Source organism: Okeania sp., from assembly GCF_035285525.1.
In the GTDB taxonomy this organism is placed as follows: Bacteria; Cyanobacteriota; Cyanobacteriia; order Cyanobacteriales; family Microcoleaceae; genus Trichodesmium.
This window is the reverse complement of record NZ_JAYKGW010000193.1, coordinates 1-19,957: the sequence shown is the minus strand read 5'-3', so window position 1 is coordinate 19,957 and position 19,957 is coordinate 1. Positions and strand designations below refer to the sequence as shown.

The 19,957-nt window shown below is 34.0% G+C and carries 16 protein-coding genes; 13 read left to right on the top strand and 3 right to left on the bottom strand.

The window, feature by feature from the left end:
* The first annotated feature begins 50 nt into the window (after positions 1 to 50).
* The 7 genes from VKJ25_RS18730 (at position 51) to VKJ25_RS18700 (ending at position 8,202) form a co-directional block, all read left to right on the top strand.
* On the top strand, positions 51 to 476 hold the full coding sequence (locus tag VKJ25_RS18730; protein ID WP_324238157.1) for a VOC family protein: 426 nt from the start codon (positions 51 to 53) through the stop codon (positions 474 to 476).
* 673 nt (positions 477 to 1,149) lie between these two features.
* Positions 1,150 to 1,503, top strand: a complete 354-nt coding sequence (locus VKJ25_RS18725; protein WP_324238156.1) for a slr0373 family blue light stress response protein — start codon at positions 1,150 to 1,152, stop codon at positions 1,501 to 1,503.
* A 236-nt stretch (positions 1,504 to 1,739) separates the two neighbouring features.
* Positions 1,740 to 3,266 carry a stress-responsive protein Ycf46 gene (ycf46, locus tag VKJ25_RS18720; RefSeq protein WP_324238155.1) on the top strand — a complete coding sequence of 509 codons (1,527 nt, stop codon included), beginning with the start codon at positions 1,740 to 1,742 and terminating at the stop codon, positions 3,264 to 3,266.
* A gap of 152 nt (positions 3,267 to 3,418) precedes the next feature.
* The gene (locus tag VKJ25_RS18715) at positions 3,419 to 3,772 is read left to right on the top strand and encodes a DUF1257 domain-containing protein (protein WP_324238154.1); all 354 of its coding nucleotides are present in this window, start codon (positions 3,419 to 3,421) and stop codon (positions 3,770 to 3,772) included.
* A gap of 308 nt (positions 3,773 to 4,080) precedes the next feature.
* Positions 4,081 to 4,764 (top strand): Crp/Fnr family transcriptional regulator, encoded by a 684-nt coding sequence (locus tag VKJ25_RS18710; protein WP_324238153.1) that lies wholly within the window; start codon positions 4,081 to 4,083, stop codon positions 4,762 to 4,764.
* A gap of 151 nt (positions 4,765 to 4,915) precedes the next feature.
* Entirely contained in the window at positions 4,916 to 6,724 is a 1,809-nt protein-coding gene (locus VKJ25_RS18705) for a M61 family metallopeptidase (protein ID WP_324238152.1), read from the top strand.
* Positions 6,725 to 7,713: 989 nt separating this feature from the next.
* Positions 7,714 to 8,202, top strand: coding sequence for a tellurite resistance TerB family protein (locus tag VKJ25_RS18700; RefSeq protein WP_324238151.1), 489 nt, complete (start codon positions 7,714 to 7,716; stop codon positions 8,200 to 8,202).
* A gap of 817 nt (positions 8,203 to 9,019) precedes the next feature.
* Here VKJ25_RS18700 and VKJ25_RS18695 read toward each other — a convergent pair.
* Positions 9,020 to 9,571, bottom strand: a complete 552-nt coding sequence (locus VKJ25_RS18695; protein ID WP_324238150.1) for a LeuD/DmdB family oxidoreductase small subunit — start codon at positions 9,569 to 9,571, stop codon at positions 9,020 to 9,022.
* 633 nt (positions 9,572 to 10,204) lie between these two features.
* Between VKJ25_RS18695 and VKJ25_RS18690 the strand changes: the two genes are divergently transcribed.
* Entirely contained in the window at positions 10,205 to 11,053 is an 849-nt protein-coding gene (locus VKJ25_RS18690) for a hypothetical protein (RefSeq protein ID WP_324238149.1), read from the top strand.
* 767 nt (positions 11,054 to 11,820) lie between these two features.
* A complete protein-coding gene (locus VKJ25_RS18685) occupies positions 11,821 to 13,500 on the top strand; it encodes an ABC1 kinase family protein (protein WP_324238148.1) in 1,680 nt (559 codons plus the stop codon).
* Between the two features lie 656 nt (positions 13,501 to 14,156).
* Here the strand turns inward: VKJ25_RS18685 and hisB are convergent.
* The gene (gene hisB, locus VKJ25_RS18680) at positions 14,157 to 14,798 is read right to left on the bottom strand and encodes an imidazoleglycerol-phosphate dehydratase HisB (protein ID WP_324238147.1); all 642 of its coding nucleotides are present in this window, start codon (positions 14,796 to 14,798) and stop codon (positions 14,157 to 14,159) included.
* A 330-nt stretch (positions 14,799 to 15,128) separates the two neighbouring features.
* The gene (gene fabI / locus VKJ25_RS18675; protein ID WP_324238146.1) at positions 15,129 to 15,905 is read right to left on the bottom strand and encodes an enoyl-ACP reductase FabI; all 777 of its coding nucleotides are present in this window, start codon (positions 15,903 to 15,905) and stop codon (positions 15,129 to 15,131) included.
* Positions 15,906 to 16,243: 338 nt separating this feature from the next.
* On the opposite strand from fabI, the gene ntcA reads away from it, so the two are divergent.
* From ntcA to cutA, 4 genes are all read left to right on the top strand, one after another.
* Positions 16,244 to 16,909, top strand: a complete 666-nt coding sequence (gene ntcA, locus VKJ25_RS18670; RefSeq protein WP_483143747.1) for a global nitrogen regulator NtcA — start codon at positions 16,244 to 16,246, stop codon at positions 16,907 to 16,909.
* A gap of 716 nt (positions 16,910 to 17,625) precedes the next feature.
* On the top strand, positions 17,626 to 18,231 hold the full coding sequence (locus tag VKJ25_RS18665) for a DUF3084 domain-containing protein (RefSeq protein ID WP_324238144.1): 606 nt from the start codon (positions 17,626 to 17,628) through the stop codon (positions 18,229 to 18,231).
* Between the two features lie 425 nt (positions 18,232 to 18,656).
* Positions 18,657 to 19,067 (top strand): pre-16S rRNA-processing nuclease YqgF, encoded by a 411-nt coding sequence (locus VKJ25_RS18660; RefSeq protein WP_324238143.1) that lies wholly within the window; start codon positions 18,657 to 18,659, stop codon positions 19,065 to 19,067.
* A 330-nt stretch (positions 19,068 to 19,397) separates the two neighbouring features.
* Positions 19,398 to 19,721, top strand: coding sequence for a divalent-cation tolerance protein CutA (gene cutA / locus VKJ25_RS18655; protein ID WP_324238142.1), 324 nt, complete (start codon positions 19,398 to 19,400; stop codon positions 19,719 to 19,721).
* The last annotated feature ends 236 nt before the right edge of the window (positions 19,722 to 19,957 follow it).

Here is a 19,957-nt window from a genome sequence, read left to right as displayed (position 1 = left end):
AGGGAAATAAGAAATTATTAGGGAAATAAGAAATTATTAGGAGGAAACCTATGTTTAAGGTAGATCACTTTGCTTTTGAAGTTTCTAACTTAGATGAGTCCATCAAGTTTTATACTGAAAAATTAGGGCTAAAACTATTACTTAAGAAAGTGGATGAAAGCAACCATGAAGCATATGCTTTCCTTGAATTACAAGGAAATGGTGGTAATTTAGAACTTTTACAATTTGTCAAGGAAAAAAACTTTGAAAAGAAGCCATTGAAGCAGCCTTATTGCCCTCAAGTTGCTTTTAGGACAGAAAATATGGCAGAAGTTGTATCAATGTTAAAAGAGAAAGAACTACCTATCATTAAGGGGCCTTTGCTGATGCCAGGGCATTGTAGTTGGATATTTACCTGCGATCCTGATAATAATATAATTGAGTTTATTCAGTGGTTAGAAGACATACCGGGTCATTATTCAACTGATTTGCCCTAATTGGACTTTGGACAAAATAGAAAACTGTTAGCGTAAATTTTACGCTAATCAGATGAATGGCCAGACATTGAGTGTAAATAAGTAGGTAGGCATGAAAAAGCTGAACTATATTAGAGCTGGCTGATTAAATATTAAAGTCTTTACAGATAAAGGTTTTATAATTTTTAGGGTGTAAAAAAGTACCCTTGTTTGAACTACTCATGCACGGTACGGTACGGTGGGCGTGAGAAATCGGTGAGAAATCGGTGAAAAATCAAAAAGGAGGGGATTTTGGGCAAAATGTTGGAAAAAAATTACTCCCCATCACCCCATCTCCTTTAAAAAAACTTTTTCCTTCTCAACCTTTCTTTTCCTTCTGCCTTATGCCTTATGCCTTATGCCTTCTGCCTTATGCCTTATGCCTTATGCCTTATGCCTTATGCCTTCTGCCTTCCTTCCTAGTTAAAGATATAATATTTTTCAGTTTTTGTTTTCAATTTTTATTTAAACAATCATAATAAAAAAGCTGTAAGTATTCTCTAGGCAATACTTACAGCTTTTATTTTAATTTTATGATTGACCTAAATGTAAAGATATATTACAATAATAGAGTCAAAGCGGTTAAACCGCTTGACATTCTGAAGAAGAATCATTAAAGTAATATACATACCCGGGTAAACAAGTTGACTGTCATATGCAAGACAAGCAAAAAGTTACATTATACATACAACCAAAACTGCATCGCCAGCTCAAAATAAGGGCTGCAGTTGACTCGGAACCAATGTCATCAATAGCAGAAAGAGCAATTCTATTTTATTTAGAAAACTCAGAAATAGTTGACGACGAATTAGGTTCAATACATGGACAAACCCACCGGGTATACACTTGTCCAGACTGTTCAAGTTCGCTTGTAATAAGAGAAGGAGAACTGTTATCCCTCAAAAGTCAGCCAAGTTTACAAGCAGACCAGGACATTCCTCTGAAGCAAATCCCGGAATCAGAAATATCTGAAACTCAACCGGGAGAACAAGAATTAGTTCCCTGCTAAAGAATGGAGATTTATTAACTTCCAGATTTTTTGTACAGAAGTATTCCATTGTGGTACTCCTAGCCAAAAACTGTGGCTCTTAATTTTATCCTCATTCCTAAGTTAATACTGATGACTTTAGATGAAGAGACATCAAACTCCAACAAGTGATAACTCCTAGCTAGGGCAATTTTAAAGATAACTTCCTTCAATCAAGCAATTGTAAACTTTGTACCGTCTCTACTAGATCGAGGACTATGAAAGAAGAACTAAATATTCTAATCCAAGCTCAATATCCTTTGATCTACCTCGTAACCTCTGAGGAAGAGCGGTCAGAGCAAGCAATTGATGGATTAGCTAAGGTCAAACCTATACGCAAAGTATTTGTTTGGACAGTAACTCACGGTATCGTAGAGTATGGCCAAAGCAAAAACACAACTCAGCATAATACAGTCTCACCAGAGGCAGCTATAGAGTGGGCAATCAGGCAGCGAGATCCTAATAATGGTAGTGTAGGAACAATATTTGTATTTAAAGACTTACACCCATTCATTGATTCACCACCAGTAACAAGGTGGTTGAGGGATGCGATCACCTTTTTTAAAGGCACAAACAAGACAATAATATTAATGTCTCCAGTGCAGAATGTCCCCATAGAATTAGAAAAGGAAGTAGTTGTCCTTGACTTTCCACTGCCAAGTATGAAGGAACTGGACCAAGTTCTATCACGGCAATTAGAGTATAGTAAAAACCGTCGTATTTCCAAAGATACAAGGGAAAAGCTCCTGAAAGCAACTCTGGGTTTAACAAAAGATGAAGCCGAAAAAGTCTATCGTAAAGCCCAAGTAACAGCAGGAAGGCTAACTGAAAACGAAGTTGACATCGTACTATCTGAGAAAAAACAACTTATCAAGCGCAATGGCATCCTAGAGTATATCGAAGAAGATGAAACTATAGATGCTGTAGGTGGTTTAGAAGAATTAAAACGTTGGTTAAAACAACGTTCTGATGCCTTCACAGAGCGTGCCCGTGAATATGGACTTCCTCAACCAAAAGGAATGTTAATTCTGGGAATACCCGGATGTGGCAAATCTCTAATCGCAAAGACTACATCTCGTCTTTGGGGTCTACCTCTATTGCGCTTGGATATGGGAAGAGTATACGATGGTTCAATGGTAGGACGGTCTGAAGCTAACTTACGAAATGCTCTCAAAACAGCCGAATCAATTTCACCAGCAATTCTCTTTATAGATGAGTTGGATAAAGCCTTTGCAGGCAGTGCTGGTTCAGGGGACTCTGATGGAGGTACTTCTAGTCGAATATTTGGTTCATTCCTGACTTGGATGCAGGAAAAAACTTCTCCAGTATTTGTCATGGCAACTGCCAACCGGGTAGAGCGTCTACCAGGAGAGTTTTTAAGGAAAGGTAGATTTGATGAAATTTTCTTTGTAGATTTACCAAACAAAGAAGAACGCCAAGATATTTTCCAAATTCACTTAACAAAAAGACGTCGAGATATTGAACGCTTCGATATAGATCAACTATCTAAAGTATCCGATGGCTTTTCCGGTGCAGAAATAGAGCAAGCCATAATTGCTGCTATGTATGAAGCATTTGCTCAAAATAGAGAATTTACGCAGCTAGATATTATTGCCGCCATAAAATCTACACTACCGTTGTCAAAGACTATGACAGAGCAAGTTACTGCTCTGAGAGATTGGGCAAGACAACGTGCGCGGCCTGCTGCATCTTCAGTCGCCGAGTATCAAAGACTGGAGTTTTAAAAGCTTTCTCCTGGCACAAACAGGAGTAAAGGCTAGTAAACTAAATTAAAGTTGCTAGCAGTTTCCCAAAAAAAAACCACATCTACTGTGGTATTGTTCCATAAAAACCGTTGTTATCTCTGTTTTAATTTTAAATTTAGGAGGAAATCCAAATGTCTCACTTTAGCACATTGCGTACTAAAATCACTGACGCTGAAATTTTAAAAGCTTCCCTGCGTGATTTAGGAATTACAGTAAAAACTGACGCTGATGTTCGTGGCTACAATGGCCAAAGTGTACGTTCTGATATCGTTGCTGTTTTAGAAGGCGAATATGATTTAGGTTGGACTCACAACAGCGATGGTTCTTTTGACCTAGTTGCCGATCTGTGGGGCGTTGCTAAGAAGCACAACCAAACTGAGTTGATTAATTCTATTAACCAGAAGTATGCTGTGAATAAGACTTTAGCTGCTGTTAAGCAACGTGGTCTACAAAACGCTAATGTTAAGTTGGTAGTACAGAAGTAATTGATTTGTGCATTCCCAAGTTTGCGGGTTAACTAAAATCGGGTTAGCCCGTTTTTTTTTTGCTATTTTGAAAGGAAGGCAAAAGGAAGGCAGAAGGTAGAAAATCAAGGGAAGATTCTTCTGCCTACCCCTTCTATGATTCTCATTCATCCTCGATTCTGGATTCTGACTTCTGACTCCTTCCCCCTACTAAAAGACTTTCATAAACAAACCCTAAAAGATATAATTGTGTTGAATTAGAAAAAACTCTAGTATGATAGCTATATGAATTTAACAATCACAAAATACAATAAAGAGTTCTAATTCTCATGCAGACAGAAGCTTTCAGTGAGCTTTTTCCTTTATTTAAGGGAGCTAATCCAGAAACTTTAGAATGGCTCTTATCCGTTGCAGTCAAACACGAGTATCCCTCCAATAGAGTTGTCTTAATGGAAGATGCTTGGGGTAATGCAGTTTACTTTTTGGTATCTGGCTGGGTCAAAGTCAGACACAGATTATCAGGGGACAACTCGATTGCACTGGCTATTATGGGAAGGGGAGATTTTTTTGGTGAAATGGCCATTTTAGATGAATCACCCCGGTCAAATGATGTTGTGGCATTATCTCCAGTTCGTTTGATCAGTATTTCGGCTCAAAGATTTATTCAAACTCTCTTCAAAGACCCTCAGTTACATCACCGAATGTTACAATTGATGGTGAAGCGTCTCAGGCAAGCAAATATTCATCAACAACTACGTCATAAACCTCCAGCGGTAAAACTTGCAAATACATTAGTAGAATTAGCTGAAAACTACGGTCATACTATGGAAAAAACATCTGAAATATTTAATATTTCTAACCAAGACTTAGCAGATATTACGGATATTAAAATGGAGGAAGCTATAAAAATTATGGAAAAATTGGAGGCTAAGGGTTGGATTAGTATAGTTCCAGAACATCAGTTAATTGAAATACTTAATATTAAACGTTTAATTCATTTAGCTAGTCACTAAACTGGATTAATTATTTTGGCAAGTGATTAAGTTAATACAATTGTAGCTATTTTGCTTAAATAATTTACATTAAGGTCATAGATTGATATGCTTTTTAAAAGAGAAAAAAATATATACTTAATTTAATAAATTAAATCAAAAATCCACAAGTATGACTGACGCTAAAGTATTACCTATAAGTCCGACTACTAGAACTCCAGCAATTCAATATAAAGTATCAATGCCTCATCCAGAATCCCATCTGTTTGAGGTTAGTTTGTCTGTTAGGGTTAAAGAACTATCTTCCTCATTATTCACAACTTCTCAAAAACTGGATTTAAAAATGCCAGTGTGGACTCCAGGTTCTTACTTAATTAGGGAGTATTCTAAACATTTGCAAGATTTTTGTGCTTATAGTGAAAATGAACGACCTTTACCTTGGCAAAAATTGAGCAAAAATCATTGGCAAGTAGAAACTTTGGGGGTCTCGGAAGTAATAGTTCAATACAGAATATTTGCTAATGAATTAACAGTAAGAACTAATCATTTAGATTCTACTCATGGTTATTTTAATGGGGCAGCTTTGTTTTTTTATATTCCTGAATGTGAAAAAAATTCAATTAGAATTAAAATTATTCCTCCTAAGTTTGATTGGCAAGTAAGTACATCTTTGTCAAGAGTTATAGATACAGAAAATACTTTTGAAGCAGAAGATTTTGATACTTTGGTAGATAGTCCTTTTGAGATAGGTAATCATCAATTATTTCAATTTCAAGTACAAGGAAAAAAACATGAATTAGCTATCTGGGGAAAAGGTAATGCAGAAGCAAAAAAGCTAATTCCAGACATACACAAAATTATTGCTGTAGAAGCAGAAATTTTTGGTGGTTTACCTTATGAAGAATATTTATTTATTTTACATTGTTCTGGTAAAGGTTTTGGTGGTTTAGAACATAAGTTTAGTTGTGTTTTAAATTACCCAAGATTCGGTTTTAGAAATAAGGAAAAATGCGATCGCTTTATGCAGTTGGTTGCCCATGAATTTTTCCACTTATGGAATGTTAAGAGAATTCGACCTAAAGCATTAGAAGTTTTTGATTATGAGCAGGAAAATTATACTCCTTCTCTCTGGTTTTCTGAGGGTACGACCAGTTATTATGATATATTAATTCCTTTTAGAGCTGGTATCTATAATGTGAAAAATTTTCTGAAATTATTAGGGAAAGAAATTACACTTCTGTTAACAATAATAGGGCGAAAGGTACAACCAGTTAGTGAGTCTAGTTGGGATGCTTGGATTAAATTATATCGTCGGGATTCTAATAGTAATAATAGTCAGATTTCTTATTATTTAAAAGGATCGATGATATCTTTATTGCTTGATTTATTGATTCGAGAAAAACATCAAAATCAACGGTCACTGGATGATGTAATGCGCAAAATGTGGCATGAGTTTGGTAAGTCAGAAATAGGTTTTACTCCAGAACAATTAAAAGGTGTAATTGAGGAAGTGGCAAAGTTAGATTTGAATGATTTTTTTGCCAGGTATATTGATGGTCTAGATGAGTTACCTTTTGATGAATATTTAAGACCTTTTGGACTACAAATTAAAAAAGAATATAATGAATGGCCAGAATTAGGTATGAATGTTATTAGCGATCATGGCAAGGAAATAATTAAATTTGTTCAATATCAAGGTCCGGCACAGTTAGCAGGATTAGATGCAGGGGATGAGTTATTGGCTATAGATGGTTTTCGCGTAAGTGCAGATAAGTTGAGCGATCACCTCAAAGATTATCAACCAGGGGATGTTTTGGAAGTAACAGTTTTCCATCAAGATGAGCTGATTACTTGTCAATTAACTTTAGGTTATCCTAGCCCTAGTCGCTATCAAGTTGTTCCGGTGAAAAATCCGACGACAAAACAAAAGAAAAATTTCTTTGGGTGGTTGGGAAGTTCATTAGAGTCTATCTCTATTTGATAGACTTCTTAATTTTAAGAGAAACTTTTAGCAACTAATATTTTTCCTCCTCATCTTATCATCTAGGTAATTCCAGTTATCAATTATATCATGTCTGGATAAGAGCGTGACAAAAAAACTTTCTCCTTATTCTTTCTTTCCTCCTAACTCCTCTTTGCGGAGCATTCCGTAGGAACTCCTGACTACGACCTAGTTATTTTATTTATCACTGTTGAACCAGACATTATATTAATGTGGAAGGAAGCAATCTTCCCGCCTCTCTGAGATTGCTTCCTATTGTCGCAATAATCAAGATTTAACCCGATTTTATATCACAGGAAATAGTTAAAAATTGTCAATAATTTGAATCATAACTATTAGGTTGATGATAGGCTAAAACTTTAATTAGGGCTTGCTGATTCAATATCAAAGCATTAACATTAATCATGGTTGGAAAAATTTTAGGTACTGACTTTCTTGGGAACCTTCATTAATGGATAATGGATAATATAGAATCCCTTTGAATACTTATTGTATATTTGGAGAAGTGTGGTTCGTGTGGTTCGTGTGGGAAGGGTTGAAAATAGAAGATTTGTTTCTACAGAATTAAGCGGATTTGATATAATGGATAATTACCTCTTCCTTTTAGGATTATGCTGTATAAACATTTTTCTTAAAAAGTACCAGCTTTTCGGTTAATGGAGCAGAAAAAGTGAGAATTTTGAAGTAATATATGAAAGAAAAACTAAGGGAAAATTGTATTGGGACGACCTTGGCTAAAACTTTCCTAAATCCTAACTCTGTAAGGAGGTTCTATGCAACTTCCCTACATATTCCCTAGTCCTTACTCTCTTCCTTAACCATCAGACTTTCCATACGCAAACCCTAATTATGAATATAGCAGTCGAAGCAAAAGGCGTGGAAATTTCTAATCCTGAAACCTTTTGATAGTTCCCTGTTCCCTGTTCCCGATTCAAGTAGCGCCATAACAAATAATTGAGGAAAAATTTATGACAGTCCAACCACCTCCACCACCATCTATTAATCCACGTCAGATGAATTTATTGCGCATTGTTGCTTACATGGCATGGTCTGACGGACAACTAGCGCAAGAGGAAGTTGATTTAATGTTGAATAGTTTTAGTAGTTTATTTGCTACGGGAGATTCTCAAAAACAACTTCAAGAAGAATTACGGGATTATTTAATGCAGAATATACCATTGGAAGAATCAATTCCTAAGTTAGAAAGTCAGCAAGAAAAGGAGTTGGTTTTAAAATTAGGTTATGAAGTAATTGCTTGTAGCGCTCGTACTCCTGATGAACCAAATATTAATGAAGAGGAAGAAGTTGCTTATCAAAAATTAAAGCAGTTACTTAATCTTCCAAAGGATATAGTAGAGCGTATAGAAGCTGAGGCAAATACTGAACTTAATCAGGAAAAGAAAGAGGGAATAGTTGACAAGATGACTCGTAGTCTACAACAATTTATCCAAAGTTAAATTGATTAATGTTAAATGCAGCAACTTATTTGATTGTTGCCTTTTTTAGCTCTCTTTTACTTTCTTTAAATTAGAAAGTAACTGAGGGTTTATATTTTTATTAGATTTATTTTTCAGATATAGCAACAGACAAGGCGATTAGGACATGGACTGATGATGAGTCAAAGACCACGGAAAGACTTTTCCACCTGTTCCCACCTTCTGTGTTCCCAGTTAAGTGCTATATGAATTAATTGTATTTTCTATTGAGATAAACTTTATAGTATTTACTTATTAAGAATATGTTTTTTAGTTCAGGAAAAAAATTGTATAGCGATCGCTAACAAATTATTAAACAAATTGATCGGGGAGGTTTTCCTATTACTTATCTAGCTAAAAATAGCAAAGGTGAACAGGTAGTAATTAAAACTTTGAATGAAAATGCTCAAAATACTTCTGATGTAGAACAGTTAAAAGTATATTTTCAAGATGAAGCTCTTAAATTAATTCTAAAAGGAGTAATTTATTTCGGTTTCTTTTGAAAAAACATTAGGGCAATATTATACTGAAATCTTAGTTTAAGTTTTGACAATAACTAAATTTTAAAAATATTTGCTATAGTAATTATTTTATCCTTACTTTTCCTGAAAGGAAGACCAATTTTAGCCTAGTTAATTAACATTATTTCCTTTGAAAATCATGGAAAAATTAAACATCAAAAAGGTCTGCCAAAATACTTTTTTCCTCCATACCTGTTCCCTCCATACCTAAATTTGAAAATCATGGAAAAATTAAACATCAAAAAGGAGAGAGAAATTTCTCTCCAACTAAAAAAAATTTAACCAGATTTTTGAGCAATCATACCTGTTTGACGAGCATAGGCAAAAAGACCTCCAGCATCAATAACAGGTTTTACTTCTCCCAAAGACTTCAAATAATAAGTCTGACCAAGAGTATGATTAATTATTTGATTTTCTGCAAAATCAATAGTAACCTCCTGACCAGTTTCAAATAACTCACAGAGGCGATCGCTAGACTCCCAAGGATATAGTTCCCCAGTCGCCGAACAATTACGGAAAAATATGCGAGCATAAGATTGAGCAACTACCGCTTGGACACCAGAAGCACCCAGAGCAATAGGTGCGTGTTCCCTCGAAGACCCACAACCAAAATTTTCTCCCGCCACAATAATTGGATATTGGGTTTTCATTTCTCCTGGTGCAATAAACTTACCGTAGCGATCTGGCAACCCACACAGAGCATAACTTCCAAGTTTCTCATATTCATCAGGCTTGGAAGGAACTAATGTTAGATACTCAGCAGGTATAATTTGGTCTGTATCTATATTATCATCCAATACAAAGATTTTGCCAGTCAGGGATTTGGCCATAGTTAATTTCCTGTTTTCCCTCTAATACTGTCGCAAATTTTATCATATAGCGCGTAGCGCTAGGGAATAGGGAACAGGTATGGAGGGAATACTAGAATATCAAGGGGTTTTTCCTATAGGGAAATGCTTCGCAAACAGAATGCAGAAATGTATGCGCTCTTTGCTTTGACTATCAGACTTATTGAGTAACAAAATAGGGCTAAAGTGTTGGAGGGGTGGGAGGTGTGGGAAGTGTAGGAAGCAAGAGGTAGTAAGAAGAATAATTTTTCCTTTATTTTCCTACTCTTGGTTTATCTAAAATTCTAACTTTTTGGTAGTTATATTTGTAAAAGTTGTACTTTTATGGTTCGGTGAAAAATCGGGGTTAAAAAACGCTATAACTTTTATCTGTCAATACTTTGAGATTTATTCAGCAAACCCTAATGACTGGAGAGTACAAAGTTATCCTCAAGAATGAATTGTTTTCCAGGCTGAAAGTGTTACTGGGAAAGGCTTATAGCACCTAAAGGTGTTAATAGGAACTTTCTAACCTTGAGATAGCTGAAAGCCTTAAATAGCAATAGTTATTCCTAGAACTTTGCACTGTCTAGCTAAATTATCAATTATTCATTATAAATTATAAATTATCTATCAATGAACAATCAAACTAATGATATATTTATCCAAGCACATCACGGTAGCGTCGCAGCAATTATTTTAATTCTCAATGAAAATTTAGCTACATTAGACGTAAGAATTAGAGCTATATTTTCTGATGGTGTTTTGCAAGTTTTATGTGAAGCACCACAAGTTCAACAATTAGAAAAATCTTATCTTGTAGAAGAGGTAAAACAGATTCTGGAAACAATTTCACCTCGTAATATCCAGAAAGTAAAAATTAATAGCAGAATTGTGCAAGAACAACAACTTTTATGGTTAGAAGATATTACTAGAGACCCAGAAAGTCAATTACTGTGGTCTCAACAAATTACTTTAACTAAACCCAATATTTTTCAACAAATAGCAAATAATTTTCAGAGAAATAAACCTAAAGCAACTAAAAAAACTCTATCTAAAAATATTTATTCTAGAAAAACACAAAACCCAAATAAATTTGACGTAATAGGAATTTTTTTTATGAGTATGCTAATGCTAACTTTAGGTATCCAAATAAATAGATGGTTCAACTTTTCTGGGATAGATAAAATTACAGCTTCAGAAAATCAAGTTAATCAAAATTTAGAAGATATAGAAGCTAAATCAAAAGAAGCTTTTAATGAAGCAGTTCGACTTGCAGAAAAAGCTGTTGCTAATGGTAAAACTGCTGAGTCTCAAGAAGAATGGATGGCGATCGCCAAGACATGGGAACAAGCTGCAGAACTAATGACTTCTGTTTCACCTAGTTATTCACGATATGATGTGGCAGTAAATAGGGCTGAACTTTATCATAGAAATAGTGATACTACCAGAAAGAAAGCAGAAGAAGTAATGAATAATTATTAATTAATAATTGATAATTAATACAGCACTTTCCAGGATAGTTTTGTGTCAAAAATCTTGCTACTTTTTGGTATAGAGGTTTAGGCAATGGGCAATAGATAAGAGTTTCAAAGCTAATAAAGCTGATAGCTGATAGCTGAGTGCTGACTTTGTAACACAGCCTGGAAGGCTGTATTATGTGTATTTACTAATATGAAATCTGCTGTAATTAGAGATATAATCTATATTTTATTCGGATCACAAATTTGGCAACCTGACCTATTTATGATTGGAATAGTTTTTATTATCAATTAGGTATGGCTGATTAAATATAAAATAATTTATAGAGAAAGGTTTAAGGATTTTTATGTCTGGAAAAAGTACAATCTTTTCGGTCAAAAATGTACGGTTCCCGAAAAATCAAAAAGTCAGCATAAAAATCTCACTAGAATACCGAAAATAACAGACAATACTTTATGAATATCTCCTCTATGAATTCTATTTCTACTGACTATTATATTTGCAAAAAAAATCTATTTAGCAAACTCTAATTACCAATTATCAATTATCAATTATTAATTATTAATCATCCATTATTAGAGCAATTTCGGAGTTAGTTAGGTAAAAAATTATTTGTTAAAGACTAGAAGTCTGTTCTTAATTTTTGCAGTTTAAGCACCCTGCTTGTTACAGGCTTCTAGGCTCTGTTACAGATAAATATAACTCTACCTCACTATCCTCAAAATTGCTGTAATTATCAATTATTAATTATCAATTATTCATTATTAAGTATGCTAACTCAAAATGCTCCTAACTCCCTGCGTTGGCAACGCACCCAATATTCTCCCCTAACGAGACAAATAGATGTTTTTAGTGCCGCCGGAAAATTTTTCTTCTTTTTATGGTGGGATAATTTATTTCAAAATAAATCTTCCTCTATCAGAAAACAACGTGCTGAATGGTTAGTCAAAACTATGCTCAACTTGGGTCCAACTTTTATTAAAATAGGTCAATCTTTATCTACACGAGGCGATTTATTACCAAAGGAATATATAGAAGAACTAGGAAAATTACAAGACCAAGTACCTCCTTTTCCCACAACACAAGCGATCGCTATTATTGAAAAGGAACTAGGCAACTCTCTTTATTATTTATATCGAGATTTTCAGGAACGTCCCATCGCTGCAGCAAGTTTAGGGCAAGTACATAAAGCTAGTTTACAAACAGGTGAAGAAGTAGTAGTTAAGGTACAACGTCCTGGGTTAAAAGTTTTATTTGATTTAGACGTAAAAGCAGTGAAAAATGTGATTCGTTTTTGTCAAAAGTATTTTGCTTGGTCTAAGAGATATGATTTAGATGCTATTTACCATGACTTTTTTACAATTCTTTATCAAGAAATTGACTATATAAATGAAGGAAAAAATGCTGACCGCTTTCGGAAAAATTTTCAAGATTATCCAGAAATAATAGTGCCTCATGTTTATTGGACTCACACTACAGAAAAAGTTATAACTCTTGAATATTTACCAGGAATAAAAATTAATGACCTAATGCGATTAGAAACTTATAATATTAATCCTAAAAAGATTAATCAAATAGGAGTTTGTTGTTATTTAAAGCAATTATTATTAGATGGTTTTTTTCAGGCAGACCCCCATCCAGGAAATTTAGCAGTTAGTTTAGATGGTGAAATTATTTTCTATGATTTTGGCATGATGGCAGAGGTAAAATCTTTAACAAAAGACCAAATGATTAAAACTTTTTTTGCGGTTTTGAGAAAAGATGTTGACCAGGTGCTAAATACTTTAATTAATATTGGTTTAATTGAACCAATGCCGGATATGATGCCTGTTAGAAGATTAATGAATTTTTTACTAGAAAATTTTACTGACAAACCTCTAGACTTTTATAATTTTGATGAAATAAAGGATGAAATGTATATGTTATTTGAGCAACAACCATTTCGTTTACCTTCTCAAATGACTTTTATTCTGAAATCTCTAACTACTTTAGATGGGATTGCTAGACAACTCGATCCTGAGTATAGTTTGATTACTTGTTCTCAACCTTTTGTAAAAAGTATAACTGCCGATCAAGACAGAATTGGAATAGTAGGTGAACTAGCAAAGCAGACTAGAGATTTTATTAGATATAAATTACGAAAACCTAGTAAAAGTGAAGTTTTAATCCGACAATTAGAAACCAAAATTGAAGATGGAGAAATTCAATTTAGGGTACGTTCTATTGAAAATGACAGATTATTAAAACGGATTAATTTGGCTTTAAAAACTTTGATTTTTACTTGTATAACTGGTTTAGCTTTTCTATCAGGTTCTGTGTTATTAACAGGGGGTTATATTAAAAGCGCTATTGTCGTTTTTATCTTATCAGGATTGGGAGCTATATTCGCATTAAATTCAGGATTTAAGTTATCTATTAGAGAAAGATTAGATAAAATGACAGAAAAGTAAACCAGTTTTTAAGGCAGCGAGTAGTTAGGGCTTTCTGAAAAAAGGAGAGTGTGGGAAGTGTGGAAAGAAAGAGAAAGTAAAAAGAATAATTGTTCCTTGATTTTTCTAACCTTAGCCTCACTAAAATCCTAATTTTTTTGGCAGTTTTAGTTGGAAAAGTTGCACTTTTTCGATCTGGAAAAAGGCTATAACCAACATTCCACACTTCAATTTGTAAAATGAAAATTAGACATCTCCAGAAAATAGGGAACACTTAACAGAGAAGAAAAATTGATAATTTCGTATGGGATAATTGATTTTACTTTTTGTTTTTGGAGATATATATTAGTATAAAATCTGTACCTTGCTTAAATAGGGTTTGTTAAAAAAGCAAAGTGTGGTTCTTGTGGGGAGCGTGGGAAGACAGAGAGATTAGGAGGAATAATTGTTCCTTAGTTTTTCTGCTTTTGGTCTCCCTAAAATCCTAACTTTTTGGTGATTTTAGCTAGAAAAGTTGCACTTTTTTCGGATTTAAAAATGCTATAACCATTCGTATGTAAAGACTTTTATATTTCCATACCCAAACCCTAAATAGGGTTTAAATCTAAAAGGAAAAAAAACAGCTTAATTGTGCAGTTCCGACCCAGGAGTATAGCTGATAGCTGATAGCTTACCAATTACAAAACTCCCTTAGAACTAGGAATTTCCCCAACTCGTCTGGGGTCAATTTCCGAAGCCATTCGTAGAGAACGAGCAAAAGCCTTAAACCCTGCCTCAATAATATGATGAGAATTAATTCCAGCCAACTGTCGAATATGTAAAGTCATCAAACTATTATTAGCCACAGCCACAAAAAATTCCCGCACTAACTGAGTATCATAAGTACCAACTCGTTCAGTCGGAACATCCAAACCATAACTCAAATATGGACGACCAGAAAAATCTAAGGCCACCTGAACCAAAGCCTCATCCAAAGGAGCCACAAAATGGCCAAAACGGACAATACCCTTACGATTGCCCAACGCCTGTCTTAAAGCTTGGCCTAAAGTAATTCCCACATCCTCATTAGTATGATGATCGTCAATTTCAATATCCCCCACAGCATGGACCTCTAAATCAATCAGTCCATGAGAAGAAATTTGATGTAACATGTGGTCTAAAAAAGGAATACCAGTATTAGCCTTACAATTACCCACACCATCAAGATTAAGACTCACATTTACATCAGTTTCTCCAGTCGTTCGTTTGACTGAAGCAACTCTAGGAGGTACATCTGATACATTCGGAATAGATGAACAAGGGCGATCGCTTATTTGCATAATAAAAATATATAGCGCTACTTGAATCGGGAATAGGGAACACAGAAGGTGGGAACAGTTGAATAATATCAAAGGGTTTTAGGATTTAGAAATGTCCGCCCCTTTTGTTTCGACTGCTATGAATATAAATTTTTAATTTTAATTTTTAAGTAGGGTTTACTCAAAAAGTCTTTTTGTGAAGATAGGGAGTAGGGAGTAGGGAGTAGTTCAGAGTTAAGAGGAATAGAAAGTTATACCATTCCTCAAAAGTCTTGCTATTGCAATAAAGATTAATCAGTCTATTACAAGTTTTGCTGATAACTGATAACTGATAACTGATAACTGAAATACCTACATTCCCATAATTGCATAACCAGCATCCACATAAATTACCTGACCAGTAATCCCACTCGCTAGATCACTACAGAGAAAAGCAGCAGTATTACCAACTTCAATTTGAGAAACAGTCCGACGTAATGGTGCAATTTCTTCCACATGATGAATCATATCTTTAATACCACCCACTGCCGAAGAAGCCAAAGTTTTAATTGGACCAGCAGAAATAGCATTGATCCGAATATTTTTCTGGCCAAGTTCTGCTGCCAAATAACGGACATTCATTTCTAGAGCAGACTTAGCAATTCCCATCACATTATAATTAGGAATAACTCGCACCCCACCCAAATAAGTCAGAGTTACAATACTGCCACCTTCAGTCATCAACTCCTTAGCCTTAGAACTCAAATCAATCAAAGAATAAGAACTAATATCCAAAGCACGAGTAAAACCTTCACGGCTAGTATTACTAAAATCTCCAGACAACTCATCCTTACCAGCAAAAGCCAAACAATGAATTAAAATATCCAACTTGCCCCACTTTTCTCCTATCTCAGTAAAAGTAGCCTGAACCTGCTCATCATCCTGAACATTACAAGGTAAATATAAAGAAGGATTCAAAGGTTCCACCAATTCCCAAACCTTCTTTTCAAATCTACCCTTATCATCCGGTAGAAAAGTCACCCCCAAATTTGCCCCAGCTTTATGAAGTTGTTGAGCAATACCCCAAGCAATAGAACGATTATTTGCAATCCCCGTCACTAGAGCATTTTTTCCAGTTAAATCTAACATAATAATGTAAATCGTAGTATAATCAAGCTTAGTCAAACAAAAACTTAAAAAATTAATTTAATTATGACGAATTAATGCTATAATAAAAAATTTGATATCTGCCATCCGGCAAAATAGCACCCATAAGCCAAAATTTAAAATAAGATTTTTTGTTTTCATTGTGGTAATCTATCTCAAGTGTTTACAACAAATTCAAGTTATATGTATAGCACTACCTTGCAAATTGATAGTACACCTTTTGCTCAGTTAATGAGCTATTTTTTATAAAGATATCAAGAAAAATACTTAGTTAGATAAAATACTTTATTTAGATAGATGAGAGTGTAAGGAAATTGGTCGTGACGCATGATAGACCACTAACAACAGTTTTCCGTAGTATGTCTGGTGGTTTATACCCACCAGTAATAGAAACTTTTGAACGGGGTAAGACCATATTTTTCCCCGGAGACCCTGCAGAGCGTGTCTACCTTTTAATTAAAGGTGCAGTTAAACTATCCAGGGTTTATGAAGCAGGAGACGAAATAACAGTAGCCCTGCTTCGGGAGAATAGTGTATTTGGGGTACTATCCCTAATTACAGGCCATAAGTCTGACCGTTTTTACCATGCAGTAGCATTTACCGTGGTAGAATTAATATCAGTACCAATTGACCAAGTAGAGAAAGCTCTGAGAGAAGATCCAGAACTGTCAGTTATTTTATTGCGTGGATTATCATCTCGAATCTTACAGACAGAGATGATGATTGAGACATTAGCACACCGAGATATGGGTTCTAGATTAGTTAGCTTTTTATTAATTCTTTGTCGAGATTTTGGAGTTCCTAGTCGAGATGGAATTACAATAGACCTGAAGTTATCTCATCAAGCAATTGCCGAAGCAATTGGTTCAACAAGGGTGACAGTTACTCGTTTACTGGGAGACCTCCGGCAAGATAGTATGATATCTATTAATAAAAAGAAAATTACAGTACATAACCCAGTAGCTTTAAGTCAGCAGTTTACTTAATTTATTAGGAATAATAACAAATTTTAAAATATTTTTAATGATAAATTAAAATTACGGTCTAACTAGGATTTGCTGATGAAAAGTCTCTGAGCTGAAGATAAAGAGCAGTTAGAGGAGCAACAGAAAAAGTGCTTGGAAAAATTACTCTGATAATTTTTCTGCCTCGTGCCTCGTATTAACCAAGACAAAATACTGACTCTTTCAGCTCCCTTTCACCCAAAAGCTGGTATTTTTTCAGGACAGAAAAACATACTTACCTTGATGTATATTTTGAGATGTAATCAGCAAGCCCTAACTAACAAGAATCAAAAAAACAATACCAATTAATTAATGGATAACGAATAATTACCTCTGTCTAAAACTGAAACACTTTAAACATTTAAGCATAAATAAAATAGATTGAAAATATGTCTGAACAAATCAGAAGTAATAAGGCTTGTATTCATCACTAGGCACAGAACAAAAATGCGGTTTAAATACTTAACAGCTTAGGAATTAATTATCCATTATTAATTTTAATTATTAATTACTATCAGCCATTAATTAGCAAAAAATAAGATTAAGATTTCAAGACTCCCCTTTAAGGGTGGTGAAAAGCGGTCCAGGAATGGCGAATAAATATAGCCATCTCCCAACCAAAAGAAAGTTTTAATTCAGTATTTCAAGTATCTGGCTACAGCTACGAGTTACTGACTAACTGATAACTGATAACTGAAATGACTGCGGGTATAATATTAGTATTAGCAATTCTAGTTCTAGGCGGTGTAATAGCCACTATTAGCGATCGCCTAGGTACAAGAGTGGGTAAAGCTAGACTACGAATATTTCGTCTTCGACCCCGTGATACTGCTGTTTTAGTTACTATAATTACTGGCAGTATTCTTTCTGCTTTAACTTTAACTATTCTATTTGCCACAAGTAAGCCATTAAGAAAAGGAGTTTTTAGAATAGATGAAATTCAAACCAAATTGAATCAATCTCGCAAAGAAGTTACAAGGGCTGAAGGAGAAATCACTCGTATTACCAATGAACTAAAAAAAGCAAAATCTGATTTAAAATTAGCTTTAACTGAGTTAGATAGAGTCAATCAGTCTCTAGATAAAACATTAAACCAAACAACTGAAACAGAAACCCAACTAGAAGTAACTAAACAAGAATTAAAACAAATTCAAACTACAAAAGCAAAAACTAAAGCTGAACTAAAATTAATTCAAAATCAACTGCAAGAAATTAAACAACAAAGAGAAATTATAAAGCAAGAAATTAAACAGTTAGAAATAGAACGCCAACAACTAAAAAGTAAGGCAGAAACTAATAAGTAGTTATGGCTGACTGATTAAATATAAAAGCATTAACATTAATCATAATTTCAATAATTTTAGGTACTAATAAATCACCAAACAATTAATTGCTGAACACCTTTTTAAGTTAATGGAAGGGAAAAAGTGAGAATTTTGCAGTAATTATAACAGAAAAACTGAAGTGCAATTATCAATGAACACCTCTTCCGTAATACCAATTTCCATCCATTATTGCTATACTTGAGGAATACTTCAGTCATCAAATAATTAACACAAACCAAATCATTTTTTGTGAATTTTTCTGATGTTTACTTCTCCCCCCACTCCCTTACTCCCCTACTCACCTCCTCAATCAAATTTAGAAAACTTTTTGAGAAATGGTATAACACCCCTAAATCCTAATTCTTAACTACTCCCTACTTCCTACTCCCTAACCTAACAGAAAAATGATTTTAGGATTTGACCCTGGTCGTGATAAATGTGGAATTGCAATTATGGATAAAAACAAAAAAATTTATTATCACCAAGTTGTAGAATCTCCAAAAATTACCACAACAATTATAGAACTAAATCAAAAATTTGATATTAACTTAATCGTAATAGGCGACCAAACTACATCGAAAATTTGGGAACAAAATCTCACAAAAATTATTTCAGAAAAAGTACCAATCATCAAAGTAGATGAACGTTATTCTAGTTTAGAAGCTCGCGATCGCTATTGGCAATTATATCCTCCTCAATGGTTTGTACGTTTAATTCCGAAAGGAATGCGTATTCCATCTAAACCAATAGATGATATTGTAGCTATTATTTTAATAGAAAGATATTTAAACAGTAAGTTTAATTCTCTTAATTAATTTTAACATCACAATCAATAAGTTTTTGTATATACTTAAAAATATTTAAATTATCTCTCACAAAGACTTACAACAGTATCCATTTTGGTGAGGTACATTCACGGGAGATTTCTGGATCACACTGAGAATATTTAATTATTGAATCTGTACTTTATAATACTTGGAATCTGCTGTAAGTATTTTAAACAAACTAAGTAAATAGATTGAGTAAATCAATTTTACTAGCATTAACAAAATTGTCTTTTATTTTTGCTAGTAGCAGATAATTCGACTTTGATTAAATTCAATAAAAATATACTAAAAATTTAGATAAAAATCAGAAATAAAGTTATGAGTACAACTAATTATGGTGTTGTTTTGGTAAATATTGCTTCTCTAGATGAAGCTAAGGCAATTTCAAAATCTATCATAGAAGCAAAATTAGCAGCTTGTGTAAATATCTTTCCAGTTCACTCTATTTATGATTGGGAAGGGGAGTTATGTTCAGAAGATTCTTTTAATTTATTAATTAAAACAGATTTAGATAAGTTTAACATCCTAGAATCAAAATTGAGAAACTTACATTCTGACGAAATACCAGAAATAATTGCTTTACCAATTGTCTCAGGTTATGCTCCTTATTTGCAGTGGATGGCGGAAAAAATTCAAGGATAATTTAAACATTAAACAAAGTTAGAGCAATTAATTTTTTTATCGAATTTGCGGAGTGCTTCAGAAAATGAAATAACTATTGTGCAGTAGTTACTGAAAAAATTAGACATGACCTTTTATCGAATTTTTGGAGTGCTTCAGAAAATGAAATAACTATTGGGCAATAGTTACTGAAAAAATTAGACATGACCTTTTATCGAATTTGCGGAGTGCTTCAGAAAATGAAATAACTATTGTGC